Origin of the sequence: Streptomyces sp. NPDC051020 (assembly GCF_040683105.1) — a bacterium.
Classification (GTDB): Bacteria; Actinomycetota; Actinomycetes; order Streptomycetales; family Streptomycetaceae; genus Streptomyces.
Window position 1 is genome coordinate 3,985 of the sequence record NZ_JBFBCG010000034.1, and the last position, 17,540, is coordinate 21,524.

17 protein-coding genes are annotated in these 17,540 nt (G+C 69.9%); 8 read left to right on the forward strand and 9 right to left on the reverse strand.

What is annotated here, in order from left to right; all coding sequences use genetic code 11:
* Nucleotides 1-474: 474 nt before the first annotated feature.
* The 4 genes from AB0N06_RS19795 to pdhA all read right to left on the reverse strand — a co-directional run bounded on the left by AB0N06_RS19795 (nucleotide 475) and on the right by pdhA (nucleotide 5,005).
* A complete protein-coding gene (locus tag AB0N06_RS19795; protein WP_366135983.1) occupies nucleotides 475-1,323 on the reverse strand; it encodes an NTP transferase domain-containing protein in 849 nt (282 codons plus the stop codon).
* A gap of 87 nt (nucleotides 1,324-1,410) precedes the next feature.
* The gene (locus AB0N06_RS19800) at nucleotides 1,411-2,805 is read right to left on the reverse strand and encodes a dihydrolipoamide acetyltransferase family protein (RefSeq protein WP_366135984.1); all 1,395 of its coding nucleotides are present in this window, start codon (nucleotides 2,803-2,805) and stop codon (nucleotides 1,411-1,413) included.
* Nucleotides 2,805-3,836, reverse strand: coding sequence for an alpha-ketoacid dehydrogenase subunit beta (locus tag AB0N06_RS19805; RefSeq protein ID WP_358856701.1), 1,032 nt, complete (start codon nucleotides 3,834-3,836; stop codon nucleotides 2,805-2,807). Before AB0N06_RS19805 ends, AB0N06_RS19800 begins: the two co-directional genes overlap by 1 nt.
* Entirely contained in the window at nucleotides 3,833-5,005 is a 1,173-nt protein-coding gene (pdhA, locus tag AB0N06_RS19810; protein ID WP_366135985.1) for a pyruvate dehydrogenase (acetyl-transferring) E1 component subunit alpha, read from the reverse strand. Before pdhA ends, AB0N06_RS19805 begins: the two co-directional genes overlap by 4 nt.
* A 249-nt stretch (nucleotides 5,006-5,254) precedes the next feature.
* On the opposite strand from pdhA, the gene AB0N06_RS19815 reads away from it, so the two are divergent.
* Nucleotides 5,255-5,776: an Lrp/AsnC family transcriptional regulator gene (locus tag AB0N06_RS19815; RefSeq protein ID WP_366135986.1), complete on the forward strand. Its 522-nt coding sequence runs from the start codon at nucleotides 5,255-5,257 to the stop codon at nucleotides 5,774-5,776.
* A 389-nt stretch (nucleotides 5,777-6,165) separates the two neighbouring features.
* Here the strand turns inward: AB0N06_RS19815 and AB0N06_RS19820 are convergent, their stop codons facing one another.
* Nucleotides 6,166-6,954, reverse strand: coding sequence for a hypothetical protein (locus AB0N06_RS19820; protein ID WP_366135987.1), 789 nt, complete (start codon nucleotides 6,952-6,954; stop codon nucleotides 6,166-6,168).
* Nucleotides 6,955-6,995: 41 nt separating this feature from the next.
* Nucleotides 6,996-7,589 (reverse strand): TetR/AcrR family transcriptional regulator, encoded by a 594-nt coding sequence (locus AB0N06_RS19825; RefSeq protein WP_366135988.1) that lies wholly within the window; start codon nucleotides 7,587-7,589, stop codon nucleotides 6,996-6,998.
* Between the two features lie 123 nt (nucleotides 7,590-7,712).
* On the opposite strand from AB0N06_RS19825, the gene paaN reads away from it, so the two are divergent.
* Entirely contained in the window at nucleotides 7,713-9,413 is a 1,701-nt protein-coding gene (gene paaN / locus AB0N06_RS19830; RefSeq protein WP_366135989.1) for a phenylacetic acid degradation protein PaaN, read from the forward strand.
* 177 nt (nucleotides 9,414-9,590) lie between these two features.
* On the opposite strand, the gene AB0N06_RS19835 is transcribed toward paaN, so the two are convergent.
* From AB0N06_RS19835 to AB0N06_RS19845, 3 genes are read right to left on the reverse strand one after another with little or no spacing between them, the layout of a single operon-like run.
* A complete protein-coding gene (locus AB0N06_RS19835; protein WP_366135990.1) occupies nucleotides 9,591-10,325 on the reverse strand; it encodes a TrmH family RNA methyltransferase in 735 nt (244 codons plus the stop codon).
* Complete coding sequence (locus tag AB0N06_RS19840) at nucleotides 10,322-11,596, reverse strand: HTTM domain-containing protein (RefSeq protein ID WP_366135991.1); 1,275 nt, start codon at nucleotides 11,594-11,596, stop codon at nucleotides 10,322-10,324. The genes AB0N06_RS19835 and AB0N06_RS19840 overlap by 4 nt, the downstream gene beginning before the upstream one ends.
* Complete coding sequence (locus tag AB0N06_RS19845) at nucleotides 11,593-12,369, reverse strand: DUF5819 family protein (RefSeq protein ID WP_366135992.1); 777 nt, start codon at nucleotides 12,367-12,369, stop codon at nucleotides 11,593-11,595. The genes AB0N06_RS19840 and AB0N06_RS19845 overlap by 4 nt, the downstream gene beginning before the upstream one ends.
* Before the next feature lie 115 nt (nucleotides 12,370-12,484).
* Between AB0N06_RS19845 and paaA the strand changes: the two genes are divergently transcribed.
* From paaA to AB0N06_RS19875, 6 genes are all read left to right on the forward strand, one after another.
* Nucleotides 12,485-13,600, forward strand: coding sequence for a 1,2-phenylacetyl-CoA epoxidase subunit PaaA (paaA, locus tag AB0N06_RS19850; protein WP_366135993.1), 1,116 nt, complete (start codon nucleotides 12,485-12,487; stop codon nucleotides 13,598-13,600).
* Nucleotides 13,597-13,887 (forward strand): 1,2-phenylacetyl-CoA epoxidase subunit PaaB, encoded by a 291-nt coding sequence (gene paaB / locus AB0N06_RS19855; protein ID WP_366135994.1) that lies wholly within the window; start codon nucleotides 13,597-13,599, stop codon nucleotides 13,885-13,887. Before paaA ends, paaB begins: the two co-directional genes overlap by 4 nt.
* The gene (gene paaC, locus AB0N06_RS19860) at nucleotides 13,884-14,585 is read left to right on the forward strand and encodes a 1,2-phenylacetyl-CoA epoxidase subunit PaaC (RefSeq protein ID WP_366135995.1); all 702 of its coding nucleotides are present in this window, start codon (nucleotides 13,884-13,886) and stop codon (nucleotides 14,583-14,585) included. The genes paaB and paaC overlap by 4 nt, the downstream gene beginning before the upstream one ends.
* The gene (gene paaD, locus AB0N06_RS19865; protein WP_366135996.1) at nucleotides 14,579-15,085 is read left to right on the forward strand and encodes a 1,2-phenylacetyl-CoA epoxidase subunit PaaD; all 507 of its coding nucleotides are present in this window, start codon (nucleotides 14,579-14,581) and stop codon (nucleotides 15,083-15,085) included. The genes paaC and paaD overlap by 7 nt, the downstream gene beginning before the upstream one ends.
* Nucleotides 15,086-16,144, forward strand: coding sequence for a 2Fe-2S iron-sulfur cluster-binding protein (locus AB0N06_RS19870; protein ID WP_366135997.1), 1,059 nt, complete (start codon nucleotides 15,086-15,088; stop codon nucleotides 16,142-16,144). It abuts the gene before it with no gap.
* A gap of 187 nt (nucleotides 16,145-16,331) precedes the next feature.
* Nucleotides 16,332-17,519, forward strand: a complete 1,188-nt coding sequence (locus AB0N06_RS19875) for an acyl-CoA dehydrogenase family protein (RefSeq protein ID WP_366135998.1) — start codon at nucleotides 16,332-16,334, stop codon at nucleotides 17,517-17,519.
* The last annotated feature ends 21 nt before the right edge of the window (nucleotides 17,520-17,540 follow it).

Genomic DNA, 17,540 nt, shown 5'->3' on the forward strand with positions numbered 1-17,540 from the left:
CCTCCGCGGCACCACAGGCTTGCTCAGCGGCCCGGTCCTCCGCGGCACCACAGGCTTGCTCAGCGGCCCGGTCCTCCGCGGCACCACAGGCTTGCTCAGCGGCCCGGTCCTCCGCGGCACCACAGGCTTGCTCGGCGGCCCGGTCCTCCGCGGCGGCACGGGCGCCCTCGGTGTTCGGGACCTCATGCTCCGCAGGAGCCTGACCAGCCGCCGAGGCGGCCCCTGCGACGCCGGCACCCGAGACCGCCTGAGCTCCTCCTGCGACACCAGCCCGGCCGGCATCCGCGGCAACCCGGTCCTGATCCGCTGCGGTGTCCCGGCCGGCCGCCGGAGCCTTCGCGGCGGAACCGGTCTCTCCCCAGGTCGGGACAGCGGGCTGATCCGCCCTCGAGCGCCTGCTCCCCGGATCCGGAGAAGGTCCGGGGGTCCAGTCGTCGGCCGCGCCCCCGTCGGCCTTGCGGCGTGCGGGCGTCGTCATGGCGTCTCGGCCTCGTCCGCCCAGCGAAGGGCGAGCGCGGCCGCCTTCCGGGCGGCTTCGGCCACGGCCTCGGCTCCGCTGCCGTCGCCGCTCGCCTTCGCCGCCGCGTACCCGACCAGGAAGGTCGTCAGGGGCGCGGCGGGCCGGGCCACACCGTGGGCGGCATCACGGGCGAGGTCGAGCAGGACGTCGGTGTCGACGTCGAGTTCGATGCCCAGTTCGTTCTTGACTGCGGTGATCCATTCGTCCAGCACGGTCCCATGCTCTCTGATACGGGCCCGGGCTGCGGCAACGTCCTCCCAGGTGTCGCAGTCGAAGGAGGCGAGCGGATCGGCCTCGACGCGGGCGAGGTCCAGTTCGTGCGTCAGCAGGCGCAGCGGGAGCCCGGCCAGGCTGCCGTGCTCGGCGGCCAGCAGGGCCAGCTCGCGACGGAGCGGCTCGGAACGGTAGACGGCGACCAGCGGCTGGTCCCGCCCGTCCTGATCCACGCACAGCGCCCCGTCACGCTCCCCGTGAGCAGCTGCGGCCAGCAGTTCCTCGACCGTGCTCTCCCCCAGGAACGGCAGATCGGCGGAGAGCACGAGCAGATGCCCGGCCGACGTGAGCCGCACCCCGGCACCGAGCGCCGCCAACGGCCCGCCGCCCTGCGGCTCCTCGCGCGCCCAGGTCACTGGGCGTACGGTGGGCCGCCGACCGCCCACCACGACGGTGGCTGCGGCGTCCGGGCAGGCGGCCAGCACCCGGTCGAGCAGCGCCCGGCCGCCCACCCGCAGGGCCGGCTTGTCAGCACCCCCGAGGCGCTTGGCGGCCCCTCCGGCAAGGACGATGGCGTCATACACGGTCATGTCCCGAGTATGAGTGCCACACGCTCCGGTTGAACCTCCCCCTCCCTTCCTCCGCTTCCTCTCCTCTTCTCCTCTTCTCCTCTTCTCCTACAACGTGCGCAGCAGCAGCGCGGGCTGTTCCACGCAGTCGGCCACGTACCGCAGGAAGCCGCCTGCCGTGCCGCCGTCGCAGACCCGGTGGTCGAAGGTCAGCGAGAGCTGAACAACCTGGCGCACAGCCAACTCACCCTGGTGCACCCACGGTTTGGTCACGATGCGACCGACACCCAGCATGGCCGCCTCCGGGTGGTTGATGATCGGCGTCGAACCGTCGACCCCGAACACCCCGTAGTTGTTCAGCGTGAACGTTCCGCCGCTCAGATCCGCCGGGGTCAGCTTCCCCATCCGGGCAGCCTCGGTCAGCCGGCCGATCTCGGCACCGATCGACTCCACGTTACGGTCCTGCGCCTTCCGCACGACAGGGACGACGAGCCCTCGGTCGGTCTGGGCCGCGAACCCCAAATGGACGTCGGGCAGCCGCACGATCTCCCGCGCGTCCAGGTCCACCGTGGAGTTGAGCTCGGGGAACCGGGCCAGCGCAGCCGTGCAGATACGGGCCAGCAGGGCGAGCACCGACACCTTCGGCCCCGCAGCCGGACCGCCGACGCCGTTCATCGCGGCTCTCGCGGCCATCAGCTCGGTGGCGTCCGCGTCGACCCAGCACGTGGCGTCGGGTATCTCGCGCCGGCTGCGTGCCAACTTGTCGGCGACCGCGCCCCGTACACCGCGCAGCGGAATCCGCTCGCCGGCGAGCCCACGGGCAACCGAAGGGGCCACCGATGCCGCGGACGACACCGAAGCCGACGCCGGGACTGCGGACGCAGGAGCCGACTCCACTGCTCCGCTTGCCGCCGCCCTGATGGCGGATTCGACATCGGACCGGAGGATCAGACCGTCCCGCCCCGACCCCGTCAGCTGCCTCAGGTCGAGATCATGCTGCCGCGCCAGCTTCCGGACCAAAGGCGAGACGACCGCCACCGGCCCCGGCTCCTCACCGGGAACAGCCGCGGGGACCGCCCCTGCGACAGCCCCCCGGGCCGGCTCCGCCGCAGGCACCGTCACAGACCCGGCACCGGTGACCGCCTCGGGCCTGACCCGCCGACGACGCGCCGCCGGTGCCCCCGTCCCGTACCCCACCAGCACATTGCCGGACGCCTCGGCCTCCGCAGCCCCATCAGCGGAGAGTTCTCCCGCAGCGGACCCGACCGCCACCGTCAACAACGGTGCCCCGACCGGAAGTTCCGTGCCCTCCTCGCCGAACCTGGCGGTCACCACACCTCCGTAGGGGCACGGCACCTCCACCATCGCCTTGGCCGTCTCGACCTCGACGACCGGCTGGTCGATGGCGACCACGTCGCCGACCTCCACCAGCCAGCGCACGATCTCCGCCTCGGTCAGTCCTTCGCCGAGGTCGGGCAGCTTGAATTCGAGCACCTGGGTCATCAGCTCTCCGCCTCCCACTGCAGCCGCGCAACCGCGTCGAGCACCCGGTCCACACCCGGCAGATGGTGCCGCTCCAGCATCGGCGGCGGATAGGGGATGTCGAATCCGGCGACCCGCAGCACCGGCGCCTCCAGGTGGTGGAAGCAGCGCTCGGTGATCCGGGCGGCTATCTCCCCGCCGGGGCCGCCGAAGCCGGACGACTCATGGACGACGACCGCGCGACCGGTGCGCCGCACCGAAGCGGCAACCGTCTCGTCGTCGAACGGGACCAGCGAACGCAGATCGACCACTTCGAGGTCCCAGCCCTCCTCGACGGCCGCTTCCGCGGCCTCCAGGCAGACAGGCAGGGACGGCCCGTACGTGATCAGCGTCGCGCTGCGCCCGGGGCGGCGGACGACGGCCCGCCCGATCGGTTCGACGGCCACCGGCGCCTCCGGCGACCAGGCCGCCTTCGACCAGTACAGCCGCTTCGGCTCCAGGAAGACCACCGGGTCGTCGGAGGCGATCGAGGCCCGCAGCAGCCCGTACGCGTCGTCGACCGTGGCGGGCGTGACGACATGCAGGCCGGGCGTGGCCATGTAGTACGCCTCAGACGAGTCGCTGTGGTGCTCGACTCCGCCGATCCCGCCGCCGTACGGCACCCGCACCGTGATCGGCAGCGGCATGGCACCACGGGTCCGGTTCCGCATCTTGGCGACGTGGCTGATGAGCTGCTCGAACGCCGGGTAGGCGAACGCGTCGAACTGCATCTCCACCACGGGCCGCAGCCCGTACATCGCCATACCGACAGCCGTCCCGAGAATGCCCGCCTCGGCCAGCGGCGTGTCTGTACAGCGGTCCTCGCCGAACTCCTTCGCCAGCCCGTCGGTGATCCGGAAGACCCCGCCGAGCGTGCCGACATCCTCACCGAGGACATGCACCGTCGGGTCCTCGGCCATCGAGTCACGCAGTGCACGCCCCAGAGCCTGCGCCATGGTGGCCGGCTTGGCCTTCTCCGTCTGCTCGCCGGTCACAGCCGCCACCGTCGTCATCGCCTTCCCTCCGCACCACGTGGGCCGCTCTGGCCGTGGTGGTCCTGCTCGGCGTCGAGCTCGACCCGCAACCGGGCCGCCTGCTCGCGCAGTTGCGTGGTCTGTTCCGCGTACACATGGGTGAAGATGTCCATCGGGTCGAGCACCGGATCGGCGTTCATCCGCTCACGGAGCCCGGCGGCCATCCGCTCCGCGGCCGCGCGCGCCTCCTCGATGCCGTCTTCAGCGAGCAGCCCGCGCCCGGTCAGCTCCCGCTCCAGAAGCTGAATCGGGTCGTGCGCCCGCCACGCCTCCACCTCGCTGTCGACGCGATAGCGCGTGGCGTCGTCGGCGTTCGTATGGGCGTCCATCCGGTACGTCACAGCCTCGACGAGCGTCGGACCGCCTCCGGCCCTGGCACGCGCCACCGCCTCGCCGAGCACCTGATGCACCGCGGCCGCGTCGTTGCCGTCGACCAGCCGGCCCGGCATCCCGTACCCCACCGCCTTGTGCGCCAGGGACGGCGCCGCCGTCTGCTTGGACAGGGGCACGGAGATGGCAAAGCCGTTGTTCTGGACCAGGAAGACCACGGGGGCCCGCCAGACAGCCGCGAAATTCAGACCCTCGTGGAAGTCTCCCTCGCTCGTCCCGCCGTCGCCGACCATGGCGAGCGCGACCACGTCGTCGCCGGCCAGCCGCGCCGCGTGCGCCAGGCCCACGGCGTGCGGGAGCTGGGTGGCGAGCGGGGTGCAGAGCGGGGCGATGCGGTGCTCGCGCGGGTCGTAACCGGTGTGCCGATCCCCTCGCAGCAGGGTCAGTGCCTCGACCGGATCGAGACCGCGCGCGACCGCCGCGAGGGTGTCGCGGTAGCTGGGAAAGAGCCAGTCACGCTCTTCCAGCACCAGCGCCGCCGCTATCTCGCAGGCCTCCTGCCCGGTGCTGGAAGGGTAGACGGCAAGTCGGCCCTGCTTGGTGAGGGCAGTCGCCTGTGCGTTGTATCTCCGGCCGCGCACCAGCTCGGCGTAGAGCCGCAGGAGCAGCTCCGGGTCTGCGTCGGCCGCGGCATCCGTACCGAGCACGCGGTACGGCTCGGGGTCCGGGAGCAGCGGCGCGGGGTCGGTGAGCGGCTTCCAGGCCGGGGGCGGCGTGGGCCGGTAAGCGGCCGCGCCGGGCAGCTCTTGGACCGTCATGACAAGCACCTCCTGGCATCGAGGGGTATCGAGCGGCATCTGGCGATATCGAGGGATCACCTGATATCGAGGTGTGGCTGAATATGTCGAAATGTCGAGCACGCACCGAGGCGCGGATATGGCGTGCCTCACCTACCGATTGTTCGGTCGCGAACGCATTTTGGCTACAGGCACCGTCAGCCTGTGGACAAACGGTTCTCCACAGCCTGGGATAGGGGCAGGTCGTCCAGGGCAGGGAGGCACGGGGACATGGCAGCTGAACAAATGGCCGAGGGAGCCGAGGACCCCGGCCGGGTTCCGCCCGCGCGGCCCCTCGACGCCATCGACCGCGACATCCTCCGGCTGCTTCAGACGGACGGCCGCGCCTCGATACGGTCAGTGGCCGACCGCGTCCACGTGTCGCGCGCCAATGCCTACGCCCGGATCAACCGGCTCATCGACGACGGGGTGATCCGCGGCTTCAGCGCGCGGGTGGACCATGAGCGGGCGGGACAGGGCGCCTCCGCGTACATCACGCTCAAGATCGTCCAGAACACCTGGCGAACGGTGCGCGAGCAACTCCAGGCACTGCCGGGGGCTACCCACATCGCACTGGTCAGCGGCGATTTCGACGTGCTGCTGCTCGTGCACACACCGGACAACCGGTCGCTGCGCGAGCTCGTCCTGACCAGGATCCAGGCCATCCCCGAGGTGCTCTCCACCCGCACGCTGCTGGTGTTCGAGGAGACGGACCTGGACCCGGGCCCCGAGCGCCCCACCGAGCTGACCTAGGTGTACTGCCCGGGGAGGTTGTGGACAGGTGAGTGAGATCGCAAGGCAGCCGGACGTCCTGGGGTGGAGTCTCCCCTGCTCGAACGAAGCCGAGAGCTTGGCGAAGGAGCTACCAGGGCTTAGACCGACCGGCACATGGGGGGTGGGAGAAGGAGCGGGGCTGGGTGGGTGCAGCTGCAAGGCGGAGGAGGGAGGCAACGCGGAGGGGGCCCCTCCCATGCCTTTCGGGCTATGGGGGAGTTGTCGACTGACGACAACGCCGCAGATGTGCGCACCCAGCCCCGCGACGCCGCCCCCCATGTGCCGGTCGGTCTTTTGGCCAACGCAGCGAGCGAGCGTGCCGGGCGGCGCGACGGGGCAAAGCTTGCCAGGAGGGACACCAGGGCCTCTCACGAACCGTATTTCTTGAGGAACGCCCGTACCGCGGCCCAGTTCTCCTGGCTGTTGAGCAACGCCACTCCGTGCTCACCGGCGCCCTTGACGTAGATCAGCCTGTGCTCCGCCGCCTTGGTGCTCGCCCGGTTCAGCGTCTTCGCATCGTCCCCGAAGTACTCGTCGTACTCGGCGGCCATGTAGAGCACCGGCACGGTCAGCTTGGGCACGGCGCCCAGCGCGTTCATTCCGGAGTACAGCGTCGGCGCGGACAGCGAGACCACCGCGTCCGGCTGCGGCTGCAGCTCCGGCGCCGCGGTGAGCACGGCAGTACCCCCCTTGGACGCCCCCATCAGCAGCAGCTTCTTCGCGCCCTTGCCGCGCAGATACCCGGCCGCCCCGATGATCTCGGAGACCTCCTGGCCCGTCGAATTGACCGCGAGCACCCGATAGCCGGCCCGGTGCAGCTCGTCGGCCTTGTCCTTCCACTGGCAGGCGGTGCCGTCGGACTGGTGGGTCAGCACGATCCCCGCGCCTGTCCCGGCGCCGCTCGCACCGCCGGGCATATAGCCGCCGGTCTCGGTGGAGTCGGCGGACTTGAAGGTGATGGACGCCGCCTCGGCCTCGGCCGATGTCAGACAGCCGAAGTCATCAGGCTGCCGGGCCTCCTCACTCGCGTCCGCCCCCTTCTCGGCACCGCTGCCACCGGTGTCGCCGCTGCCGCCCCCTCCGCAGCCGGTCAGCGACACGGCGGCAAGCAACGTGACAGCACACAAGAACCCGGGAACACGAAGGAAGGCAGCCATGCCGAAGGATGGTGGTCTGGACCTGTCCGGCCGTCAACGGTTCAGCGGTCGGAACGCATCCCCTCGAAGGCCAGCTGGACGACCGTGTCCGCCAGCTGCTCCCCCTCTGCGTCGCCCCCCGGCTGCGGCCGATACCACTCCACCAGAGAGTTGACCATTCCGAAGAGCAGCCTCGTCGCCAGACGTATGTCGATGTCGGAGCGGAGATCGCCGTCCGCGACGGCCGCCTGCAGCAGTTCGGCCACCCGCTGGTCGAACTCACGCCGACGCTCCATGGCCCAGCGCTCGGCCTTTGTATTGCCCCGTACGCGCAGCAGCAGCGTGACGTAGGGCAGTTCGGCTATCAGCACCTCGACGGTACGTCGCGTGACGTACTCGACCCGCACGATCGCGCGCCCGCGCGTCGCACCCGGCTCGTCGAGAATCCCGAAGAGCCCGTCCAGCGCCCGGCTGACCGCGCGCCGCAGCAGCTCCTCCTTGCCTGTGACGTGGTGATAGATGGACGATTTGGAGATGCCCGCCGCCTTGGACAGGTGCTCCATGGACGTGCCGTCGTAACCGCGCTCGTTGAAGACACGGACGGCGACGGTGAGGAGAGTCTCCGGGGTGTACGTGTCCCGCTTGGCCGTGGTCATGTCCGCGATCCTCCCCTACGAGTTGTCCACAGGTTTCGTGGGGCCCCTTGTCCCGACCGATCGTTCGGTTACTCTAACTCTGTCCGCCCGTCCCTGCCCAGCTCGATGAGGAGTTGGTCCGCCATGGCCGCCGAGCTCTCCCCGCACCTGCTGTCCGAGAAGCACCGCCCCACGCTCGACCAGGCCCTCGACGCGATCCGCACGCGCGCGTACTGGTCCCCGCACCCCGAGCACCCGAAGGCGTACGGCGAGGGCGGTGCACCGGGCAGCCTGAGCGCCGCCGAGGGCAAGGCCGCCTTCGACGCCGTACTGCACACCCGGCTCGACCTCGGTCAGCCGGGCACCGACGGCTGGACGGGCGGCGAGACCTCGCCCTACGGACCGGAGCTCGGCGTCGAGTATCCGCACGCCGACCTGGATGTGCTGCTTCCGGCGATGCGCGCGGGAATGGCAGTGTGGCGCGAGGCAGGGCCCGAGACCAGGGCGCTGGTCTGCCTGGAGATCCTGGCGCGCATCAGCGCCCGCACCCATGAGTTCGGCCACGCCGTGATGCACACCAGCGGTCAGGCGTTCATGATGGCGTTCCAGGCGGGCGGCCCGCATGCCCAGGACCGCGGCCTGGAGGCGGTGGCGTATGCGTACGAGGAGCAGATCCGCACCCCACGGACGACGGACTGGTCCAAGCCGCAGGGCAAGCGCGATCCGCTGCAGCTGCACAAGACGTACATCGCGGCGGGCCGCGGCATCGCGCTGCTGATCGGCTGCAACACCTTCCCCACGTGGAACGGCTATCCGGGACTGTTCGCTTCTCTCGCCACCGGCAATCCCGTCCTGGTGAAGCCGCACCCGCGCGCCGTGCTCCCTCTGGCGCTCACGGTGCAGGTGGCCCGCGAGGTACTGAGCGAGGCCGGCTTCGACCCCAATCTCGTCTGTCTGGCCGCCGAGCGTCCGGGCGAGGGCATCGCGAAGGCCCTGGCGGTCCGCCCCGAGATCAAGATCATCGACTACACCGGGTCCACCGCCTTCGGCGACTGGCTGGAGACCCACGCCCGCCAGGCACAGGTCTACACGGAGAAGGCGGGGGTCAACACGATCGTCGTCGACTCCACCGACGACTACCGCGGCATGCTGTCCAACCTGGCGTTCTCCCTCTCCCTGTACAGCGGCCAGATGTGCACCACCCCGCAGAACCTGCTGATCCCCCGGGACGGCATCGCGACGGACACGGGCGACAAGACGTACGACGACGTGGTGGGCGACATCGCAGCCGCGGTCACCGGTCTGCTCGGCGACGACGCCCGGGCGAACGCGCTGCTCGGCGCGCTGGTCAACCCGGATGTGAAGGCCCGCCTGGAGGCAGCGGCAGGGCTGGGCGAAGTCGCCTTGGCCTCAAGGGAGGTGGCCAACCCGGAGTTCCCCGACGCGGTGGTCCGAACCCCGGTCATCGTGAAGCTCGACGGCACGAAGCCGGACGACGAAGCGGCGTATCTGTCGGAGTGCTTCGGTCCGGTGGCATTCGCGGTCGCGGTCGACTCGACGGCGGACGCTGTGGAGCTGCTCCGCCGCACGATCCGTGACAAGGGCGCGATGACGGTCGGGGCGTACACGACGTCACCGGAGGTGGAGCGCGCGGTGGAGGACGTCTGCCTGGACGAGTCGGCCCAGCTCTCGCTGAATCTGACGGGCGGGGTGTACGTCAACCAGACTGCGGCGTTCTCCGACTTCCACGGCTCGGGCGGCAACCCTGCGGCCAACGCGGCCCTGTGCGACGGAGCGTTCGTATCAAATCGCTTCCGCATGGTGGAAGTCCGCCGCCAGGCCTGACACGGCCTGCCCCGCTCCTCCCGGCTCCAGCCCCTCGGCGTCTCTTGAGCTCCCCCGGCGTTCGAGGAGCGGGGCCCGGGGGGCGGAGCCCCCATTTCGGGAAGAGCGCCCGCTACGGGCAGGGGCGCGAGAGACCTGCCGCAGGCGCCGCCCCGCCCGCACAGTCGGCTCCCGGCCTCAGCCCGCTCCCACGCCCCTCGAAATATCCGCATACCGCTGCACCCACGCATGCATGGCAATGGCCGCCGCGGCCCCCGCGTTGATCGACCGCGTGGATCCGAACTGCGCAATCGAGCACACCATCGTCGCGTGCTTACGCGCCTCCTCGGTCAGCCCCGGCCCCTCCTGCCCGAAGAGCAGCACACAGCGCCGCGGCAGCTCGGTCCGCTCCAGCGGCACCGCCCCCGGCAGATTGTCGATCCCGATGATCGGCAGCCCTTCGGCCGCCGCCCAGACGGTCAGATCCGCCGTGTCGGGGTGATGCCGCACGTGCTGGTACCGGTCGGTGACCATCGCACCGCGCCTGTTCCACCGCCGTCGGCCCACGATGTGGATCTCCTTGGCGAGGAAGGCATTCGCAGTCCGCACCACCGACCCGATATTGAAGTCGTGGCCCCAGTTCTCCACCGCTACGTGGAAGTCGTGCCGCCGAAGATCCAGATCGGCGACGATCGCCTCCCTCGTCCAGTAGCGGTACTCGTCACCGACATTGCGCCGGTCGCCCTGGGCGAGCAACTCGGGGTCGTACCGCTCGCCCTCGGGCCAGGGCAGCGGATGCGGCCCGACGCCGATCTCCGCCCCGAATCCGTCGTCGTACTGCAACGCCTCCGCGGACTGCTCACCGACCCCGAGGCCATCGGCCGACGGACTCTCACTGCTACTGCTCCTACTACTGCCGGTATCACTGCTCACCCGACGAGCGTATGGCCACTGCTTCTGCTGTGCTGCGGTGCCTCCTCCTCGCCGCCCCGCTGCTGCTCGGGCACCCGGCCCGTGCGCGAGAACAGCAGCTGCCGCCCGAGCGTCACCCGGCCGCCCAGCCAGACCAGGAAGACCGTCGGCAGGAAGACGGAGTCGGCGGCGATCATCGCCATCGAGAAGAAGGGCAGCCCCAGCAGCAGAGCGATACCCACGTGCTCACACATCATGGCGACGAGCAGGACGTTCTTGACGCGCCGGTTGAAAAGAGTGAAGGGGAAGGCGACCTGCACGATGACCGTGCCGTACGTCAGCACCATGACCATCACGCCATGGGACGCGAGGAGGTCCGACAGCGCGGGCCACGGGGTGAAGTAGTCGAGATTGAGCGGGTAGTACAGCGCCGTGCCATCCTGCCAACGCGATCCCTGGACCTTGTACCAGCCCGCGGTCGCGTAGATCAGACAGACCTCGGCCATGATCACGACGAGAGTGGCGTTGTGCACGAGGTTGGCGAGGACATCGAGCAGCGTGCGTGGTTCGCTCTGCGGCGCGTAACGGTTCACGGCCCACCAGACACCGTGCCCGATCCACAGCACCCAGAAGAGAGTCGGCAGCCACCAGGTGCCACCGAGGCCGTCTGTCGCCGTAGCCACAACAAGGACCAGGCCGAGCACTAGCCACAGAATCGTGCCGGCGACATTCAAGGCCGGCCGGGCGCCTCCCGCCCCCGGCTCCTGCTCCGACCTCGACTCGTCGTCCGCCCCTGACTCCGTACGGCGTGCCCGCGCCGCACGTCGCGCATCCAGCGACCAGACCTGCCCGCAGCGCGTCAGCACGAGGTAGATCGCCATCAGATGGACGACGTTGTCCCCGCCGTCACCCAGGAAAACGCTGCGGTTCTGCAGCGAGAGCACACCGACCATGAAAAGGATGGACATCGCGCGGGTGTGCCAGCCGACCATCAGCAGTGCGGCGGACAGCAGGACGACCGCATAGACGATCTCGAACCAGGCCGTGCTGTCCGACCACATGAGCACCGAGAAGGACTCATTGCCCGATATGAGCTCCTTCGCCATGTCCCAATGCCATGGGGCGTCGGGGCCGTACATCTCATGGCGGTGCGGCAGCTCACGCAGCAGGAACAGCAGGTACGTGGCGGAGAAACCGATCCGGACAACGGCGCTCTGATACCGGCCGAGGGCCGAGGAGGTAATGCGCTGCACGCCACCGGCGAGCTTGCGGCCGGGGTTAGCCGTACTCACTTGACCGCCCCCTTGGCGTTCCCGGGGAGGTCGGCGGGGGTGACGGTCCACCACGGCAGCACCCGGTAGTTCGGCTTGGTGCTGATCTTCTCCGTGCTCCACGGCGGCGCGGAGAGGGAACGCACCTCGGAGCGGACCTGGATGCGCTCGACGGTGCCGCCGTAGTCGTGCTCGCCGAGGCGCAGCATCACGATGCGGCGGATGTAGCGCTCGGAGAGAGCACCGCGCGGTCCGTTCGGGCGGTTCTGGATGTCGTGGGAGTTGAGATAGAAGTCCCAGGCGCGGCGGAGCTGGTTCTGGTGGATGTGACTGGGGAGGAGATTGCCTCGTATCCCTCTGACGTCCTCGGCCGAGAGACTCATCCACTGAGTGGTGCGACGACCTTCGGGACCGGCTATCTCAGCCCGTACGTGCAGAGCGACGTTCTGCTGGAGCGGATTGGGAGCGAAGAGCTTCCAGTTCTGCTCGAACTCGGGATAGACCCAGTCGTCGACCGCTTTGCCGTGCTGCTTGGTCAGCGTGTTGGACGGGGCGACGTGCAGAAACACCATGGCCAGATGGGTGCAGGCAATCGTCCCGATGACCGACAGCGCGATGGCGGCCACGATCTGGTACGGACGGGACAGTCCGGCGATACCGGAGCGTCCCGGCGTGGGAGCTCCGGCGAATTCAGCGGACGGTGCCGTACGCAGACGCAGGTACGAACCCGGGTCCACCCCCGGACCACCGCTCCCGTTCCCGTCTCCGACGCCCCTGTCGTCGTACGAATCCATCCCGCCCCGATCCCCGTCGATCCCCGGTCAGTTATCCACAGGGTTGACACCCTACGGGCCACCGACTCACCATTGAAGCCATCGAACCGAACGATCGGTCGGTAGGGAGCCCGGGATGGCGGCAGTGACTACGGACCAGACAGCGCAGGGCCAGGCGCGAGGGACCGCGCCGGCGACAGCAGGTGGGCCCGATGGGCCGGCCGGGGCGGACGCGGCTCAGCAAGCAGCCTTCGACGCCGCGGTGGCGGCCGACGAGCGCATCGAGCCGCGCGACTGGATGCCGGACGCGTACCGGGCCTCGCTGGTCAGGCAAATGGCCCAGCACGCCCACTCCGAAATCATCGGCATGCAGCCCGAGGCCAACTGGATCAGCCGCGCGCCCTCGCTGCGCCGCAAAGCGATCCTGATGGCCAAGGTGCAGGACGAGGCGGGACACGGGCTGTATCTCTACAGCGCGGCGGAAACGCTGGGGACGAGCCGCGAGGACATGCTCGACAAGCTCCACGCGGGCCGCCAGAGGTATTCGTCAATTTTCAATTACCCCACGCTGACCTGGGCGGATGTCGGCGCGATCGGCTGGCTGGTGGACGGCGCCGCGATCACCAACCAGGTGCCGCTCTGCCGCTGCTCGTACGGTCCGTACGCACGGGCCATGGTCCGTATCTGCAAGGAGGAGTCCTTCCACCAGCGCCAGGGGTACGAGCTGTTGCTCACCCTCGGCCGCGGGACCCCGGAGCAGCGCGAGATGGCGCAGGATGCGGTGAACCGCTGGTGGTGGCCGTCCCTGATGATGTTCGGCCCGCCGGACGACGCATCGGCGCACTCGGCGCAGTCGATGACCTGGAAGATCAAGCGGCACTCCAACGACGAGCTGCGGCAGCGGTTCGTCGACATCTGTGTCCCGCAGGCCGAGGTGCTGGGGCTCACCCTCCCGGACCCGGACCTCCGGTGGAATGAGGAGCGCGGACACCACGACTTCGGGGCGATCGACTGGACGGAGTTCCAGGAGGTCCTGAAGGGCAACGGCCCGTGCAACGAACAGCGCCTCACACAGCGGCGCCGGGCACACGAAGAGGGCGCCTGGGTCCGGGACGCGGCGGCTTCGTACGCGCTCAAGCACCCCGCACCGACGCGCCACGCCCACGCACCGGCCCACGTCGCAGAAGCACCACACGCGGAAATGCCCCGGACAGGCATGCACACCTCACCGAACGCGGAGGCGACGGCATGAGCAGCTCGACCGACTGGCCGCTCTGGGAGGTGTTCGTGCGCTCGCGGCGCGGCCTCTCCCACACCCACGCGGGCAGCCTGCACGCCCCGGACGCCGAGATGGCCCTGCGCAACGCCCGTGACCTGTACACACGCCGTTCCGAGGGCGTCTCCATCTGGGTGGTGCCATCCACGGAGATCACGGCCTCCTCACCGGACGAGAAGGACTCGTTCTTCGAGCCGGCGGGCGACAAGCCCTACCGGCACCCCACGTTCTACGAGATCCCGGAAGGGGTGAAGAACCTGTGACCGCGGCCCTCGCCCTCGGCGACGACGCGCTGGTGCTCTCGCACCGGCTGGGGGAGTGGGCGGGCCACGCGCCCGTGCTGGAGGAGGAGGTGACCCTCGCCAACATCGCCCTGGACCTCCTGGGACAGGCCCGGGTGCTGCTCTCGCTCGCCGGGGACGAGGACGAGCTGGCGTTCCTGCGCGAGGAGCGCGCCTTTCGCAACGTCCAGCTGGTCGAACAGCCCAACGGCGACTTCGCCCACACCATCGCCCGCCAGCTGTACTTCTCCGTCTACCAGCGGGGGTTGTACGAGCAACTGGCGACCGGCGGAGGCGAGTTCGCCGAGCTGGCCGCGAAGGCCGTCAAGGAGGTCGCATACCACCAGGACCACGCCACGCACTGGACGCTGCGGTTGGGCGACGGCACGGAGGAGAGTCATCAGCGGATGCAGCGCGGGGTGGATGCGCTGTGGCGGTTCACCGGTGAACTGTTCCAGCCGGTCGAGGGAGTGGAGACCGACTGGCCGTCGCTGCACACCGACTGGCTGGCCACCGTCACCGGCGTCCTGCAGCAGGCGACGCTGACGGTGCCGACCGGTCCGCAGTCCGGGGCCTGGGCGGCCGGGGCAGGACGGCAGGGCATCCATACGGAACCCTTCGGGCGGATGCTCGCCGAGATGCAGCATCTGCACCGCAGCCACCCGGGGGCGTCATGGTGACCGGCACGCTGCTGGAAGAGGAGGTGCGCCGGCTCGCCGGATCCGTGCCCGACCCCGAGCTGCCTGTGCTCACCCTGGAGGAGCTGGGCGTGCTCCGCGGAGTGGAGGTGCTCGCCCCCGGCAAAGTCACCGTCCGCCTCACCCCGACGTACACCGGCTGCCCGGCGATCGAGGCCATGTCGGCCGATATCGAGCAGGTGCTGCACGACCACGGCATACCGGAGGTCTCCGTGGTCACTGTGCTCGCACCGGCCTGGTCGACCGACGACATCAGCGCGGAGGGGCGGCGCAAGCTCGCCGAGTTCGGCATAGCACCCCCGCGCCCGCATGATGCCGGCACCGGGTCCGGCGGACCGGTGCCGCTCACCCTCTCGGTGCGCTGCCCGCACTGCGGCTCCACGGACACGGAGCTGCTGAGCCGGTTCTCCTCCACCGCCTGCAAGGCGTTGCGCCGCTGCGCGAGCTGCCGTGAACCGTTCGACCACTTCAAGGAGTTGTAGATGTTCCATCCGCTCCGGGTCCGAGCGATCGAGCGGCTGACCGACGACTCGGTGGCCGTGACCTTCGCGGTGCCCCCCGAGCTGCGCGAGACCTTCCGCCACAAGCCAGGGCAGCACCTCAATGTGCGCTACACGGTCCAGGGCGAAGAGATCCGGCGTTCGTACTCGATCTGCACCCCGGCCGCCGATGCCCCAGCCGATCCCGAGCTGAAGGTGGGCATCCGCCTGGTCGACGGCGGTGCGTTCTCCACGTACGCCCTCAAGGAACTCGCCGTCGGCGACCAGGTCGAAGCGATGCCCCCGATGGGACGCTTCGTGCTCACGCCCCGTGCCGGTCACTACGCGGCGATCGTCGGCGGCAGCGGCATCACCCCGGTGCTGTCGATCGCGTCGACTCTGCTGGCCCGTGAGCCCGAGGCCCGGTTCTGTCTGATCCGGAGCGACCGGACGGCTGCCTCGACGATGTTCCTGGACGAGGTCGCCGACCTCAAGGACCGCTACCCGGACCGCTTCCAGCTGGTGACAGCGCTCTCCCGCGAGGAGCAGCAGGCAGGCCTCCCGTCCGGCCGGCTCGACCGGGAGCGGCTGACCGGGCTGCTGCCCGCGCTCCTGTCGGTGGGAGAGGTGGACGGCTGGTATCTCTGTGGGCCGTTCGGCCTGGTCCGGGCGGCAGAGGGTGCGCTGCACGGCCTCGGTGTCGACCGGGCCCGTGTCCACCAGGAGATCTTCCACGTCGACGACGGCCCAGCCGCTCCCACCCGCACGCGGGTCGAGGCGCCCGCACACAGCACGCTCACCGCGACACTGGACGGACGCTCGGGCAACTGGCCGGTCCAGGACGGCGAATCGCTGCTGGAAACGGTCTTGCGCAGCCGCTCCGACGCTCCGTACGCCTGTAAGAGCGGGGTGTGCGGGACGTGCAGGGCGTTCCTGGTCTCGGGCAAGGTCCGGATGAACCGCAACTTCGCGCTGGAGCCGGAAGAGACAGGGGCGGGTTATGTGCTCGCCTGCCAGTCGCATCCGCTCACACCGGAGGTGGAACTCGACTTCGACCGCTGACCCCTCTGATCACTCGGATCCCACCGGGTTCGATTGGATCTTCTCGGAACCTCCCCGAACCTCCTCGGACCTCCGGGTCTCCCGCACCGCCGCGTCCTTTCCCTGTTCCCTTCTCGTAGAACTTGTTCTATCTTGACGCTCCGTCAGGTTCGGTTACGGGCACAGCGGTTCGCGGGAGGTCAGTGCAGTGGACTTCACCTTCACCGAGGAGCAGCAGGCAGCCGTCGAGGCGGCAAGGGCGGTCTTCTCGGGCGTCGAGCCCGACGGAGTGCCCAGCCCCGCGCTCACTCCGGGAGCGGTGGCCGAGGACATCGACCGGTCCGTGTGGGCGGGGCTGGCCGCAGGTGACCTGCTGAGCCTGACGCTGGCACCGGAACACGGCGGGGCCGGGCTCGACGCGGTCGCGCTCTGCCTGATCCTGCGCGAATCGGCGAAGGTGCTCGCCCGGGTGCCGCTGCTGGAGACCTGCGCGGTCGCGATGACGATCCAGCAGCACGGCGACCCTGGCCTCGCAGCCGAGCTGCTGCCCCGCGTCGGCCGGGGCGAGCTGGTCCTCACCGTCGGGGCCAACGGCCGCACCGGCCACGACCCGGCCGAGCTCGCCGTCACAGCCCGCCGGGACCTTGCGGGAAAGGCCGGCCAGGACCATGACCGGTTCAGCGGCGAGGACGGCGAAAGCGCGGGCTGGGTACTCGACGGAGTGCAGTCGGGGGTGCCGTGGGCCCAGTCCGCGGACTGGATCGCGGTGCCGGCCCACACGGACGAGGGCCTGGCCGTGCTGGCACTGGTCCGCCGCACGGCCGAGGGCGTCGCACTCGCCGAACAGGTCTCCACGAGCGGCGAGTTGTTCGCCGAGGTCCGACTGGACACGGTACGGATCGAGAACAGCGCGCTGATCAGTACGCCGGGTGCCTGGGAGTGGCTGCGCACCCTGCTCACTACTGGAACCTGCGCGTTCGCGCTGGGTCTCGGCGAGGCCGTGCTCGCCATGACAAGCGAATACACCGGAAAGCGCGAGCAGTTCGGGTATCCCGTCGCGACGTTTCAGTCCGTCGCCGTCCAGGCCGCGGACCGGTACATCGATCTGCGGGCCATGGAAGTGACCCTCTGGCAGGCTGCCTGGCGGATCTCCACCGGTGCGCCCGGAACGCTGCCCGTCGCGGGCGATGTCGCGGTGGCGAAGATCTGGGCGTCGGACGGAATCCGTCGGGTCGTGCAGACCGCCCAGCATCTGCACGGCGGCTTCGGCGCGGACACCGACTACCCGCTGCACCGCTTCCACGCCTGGGCGAAACAGATCGAGCTGTCGCTCGGCCCCGCAATGATGCACGAGGAGGCACTGGGCGACCTGCTGGCCGCCCATCCCCTCGGCTGAGCCCCCCGGCCCGCTCCGGCT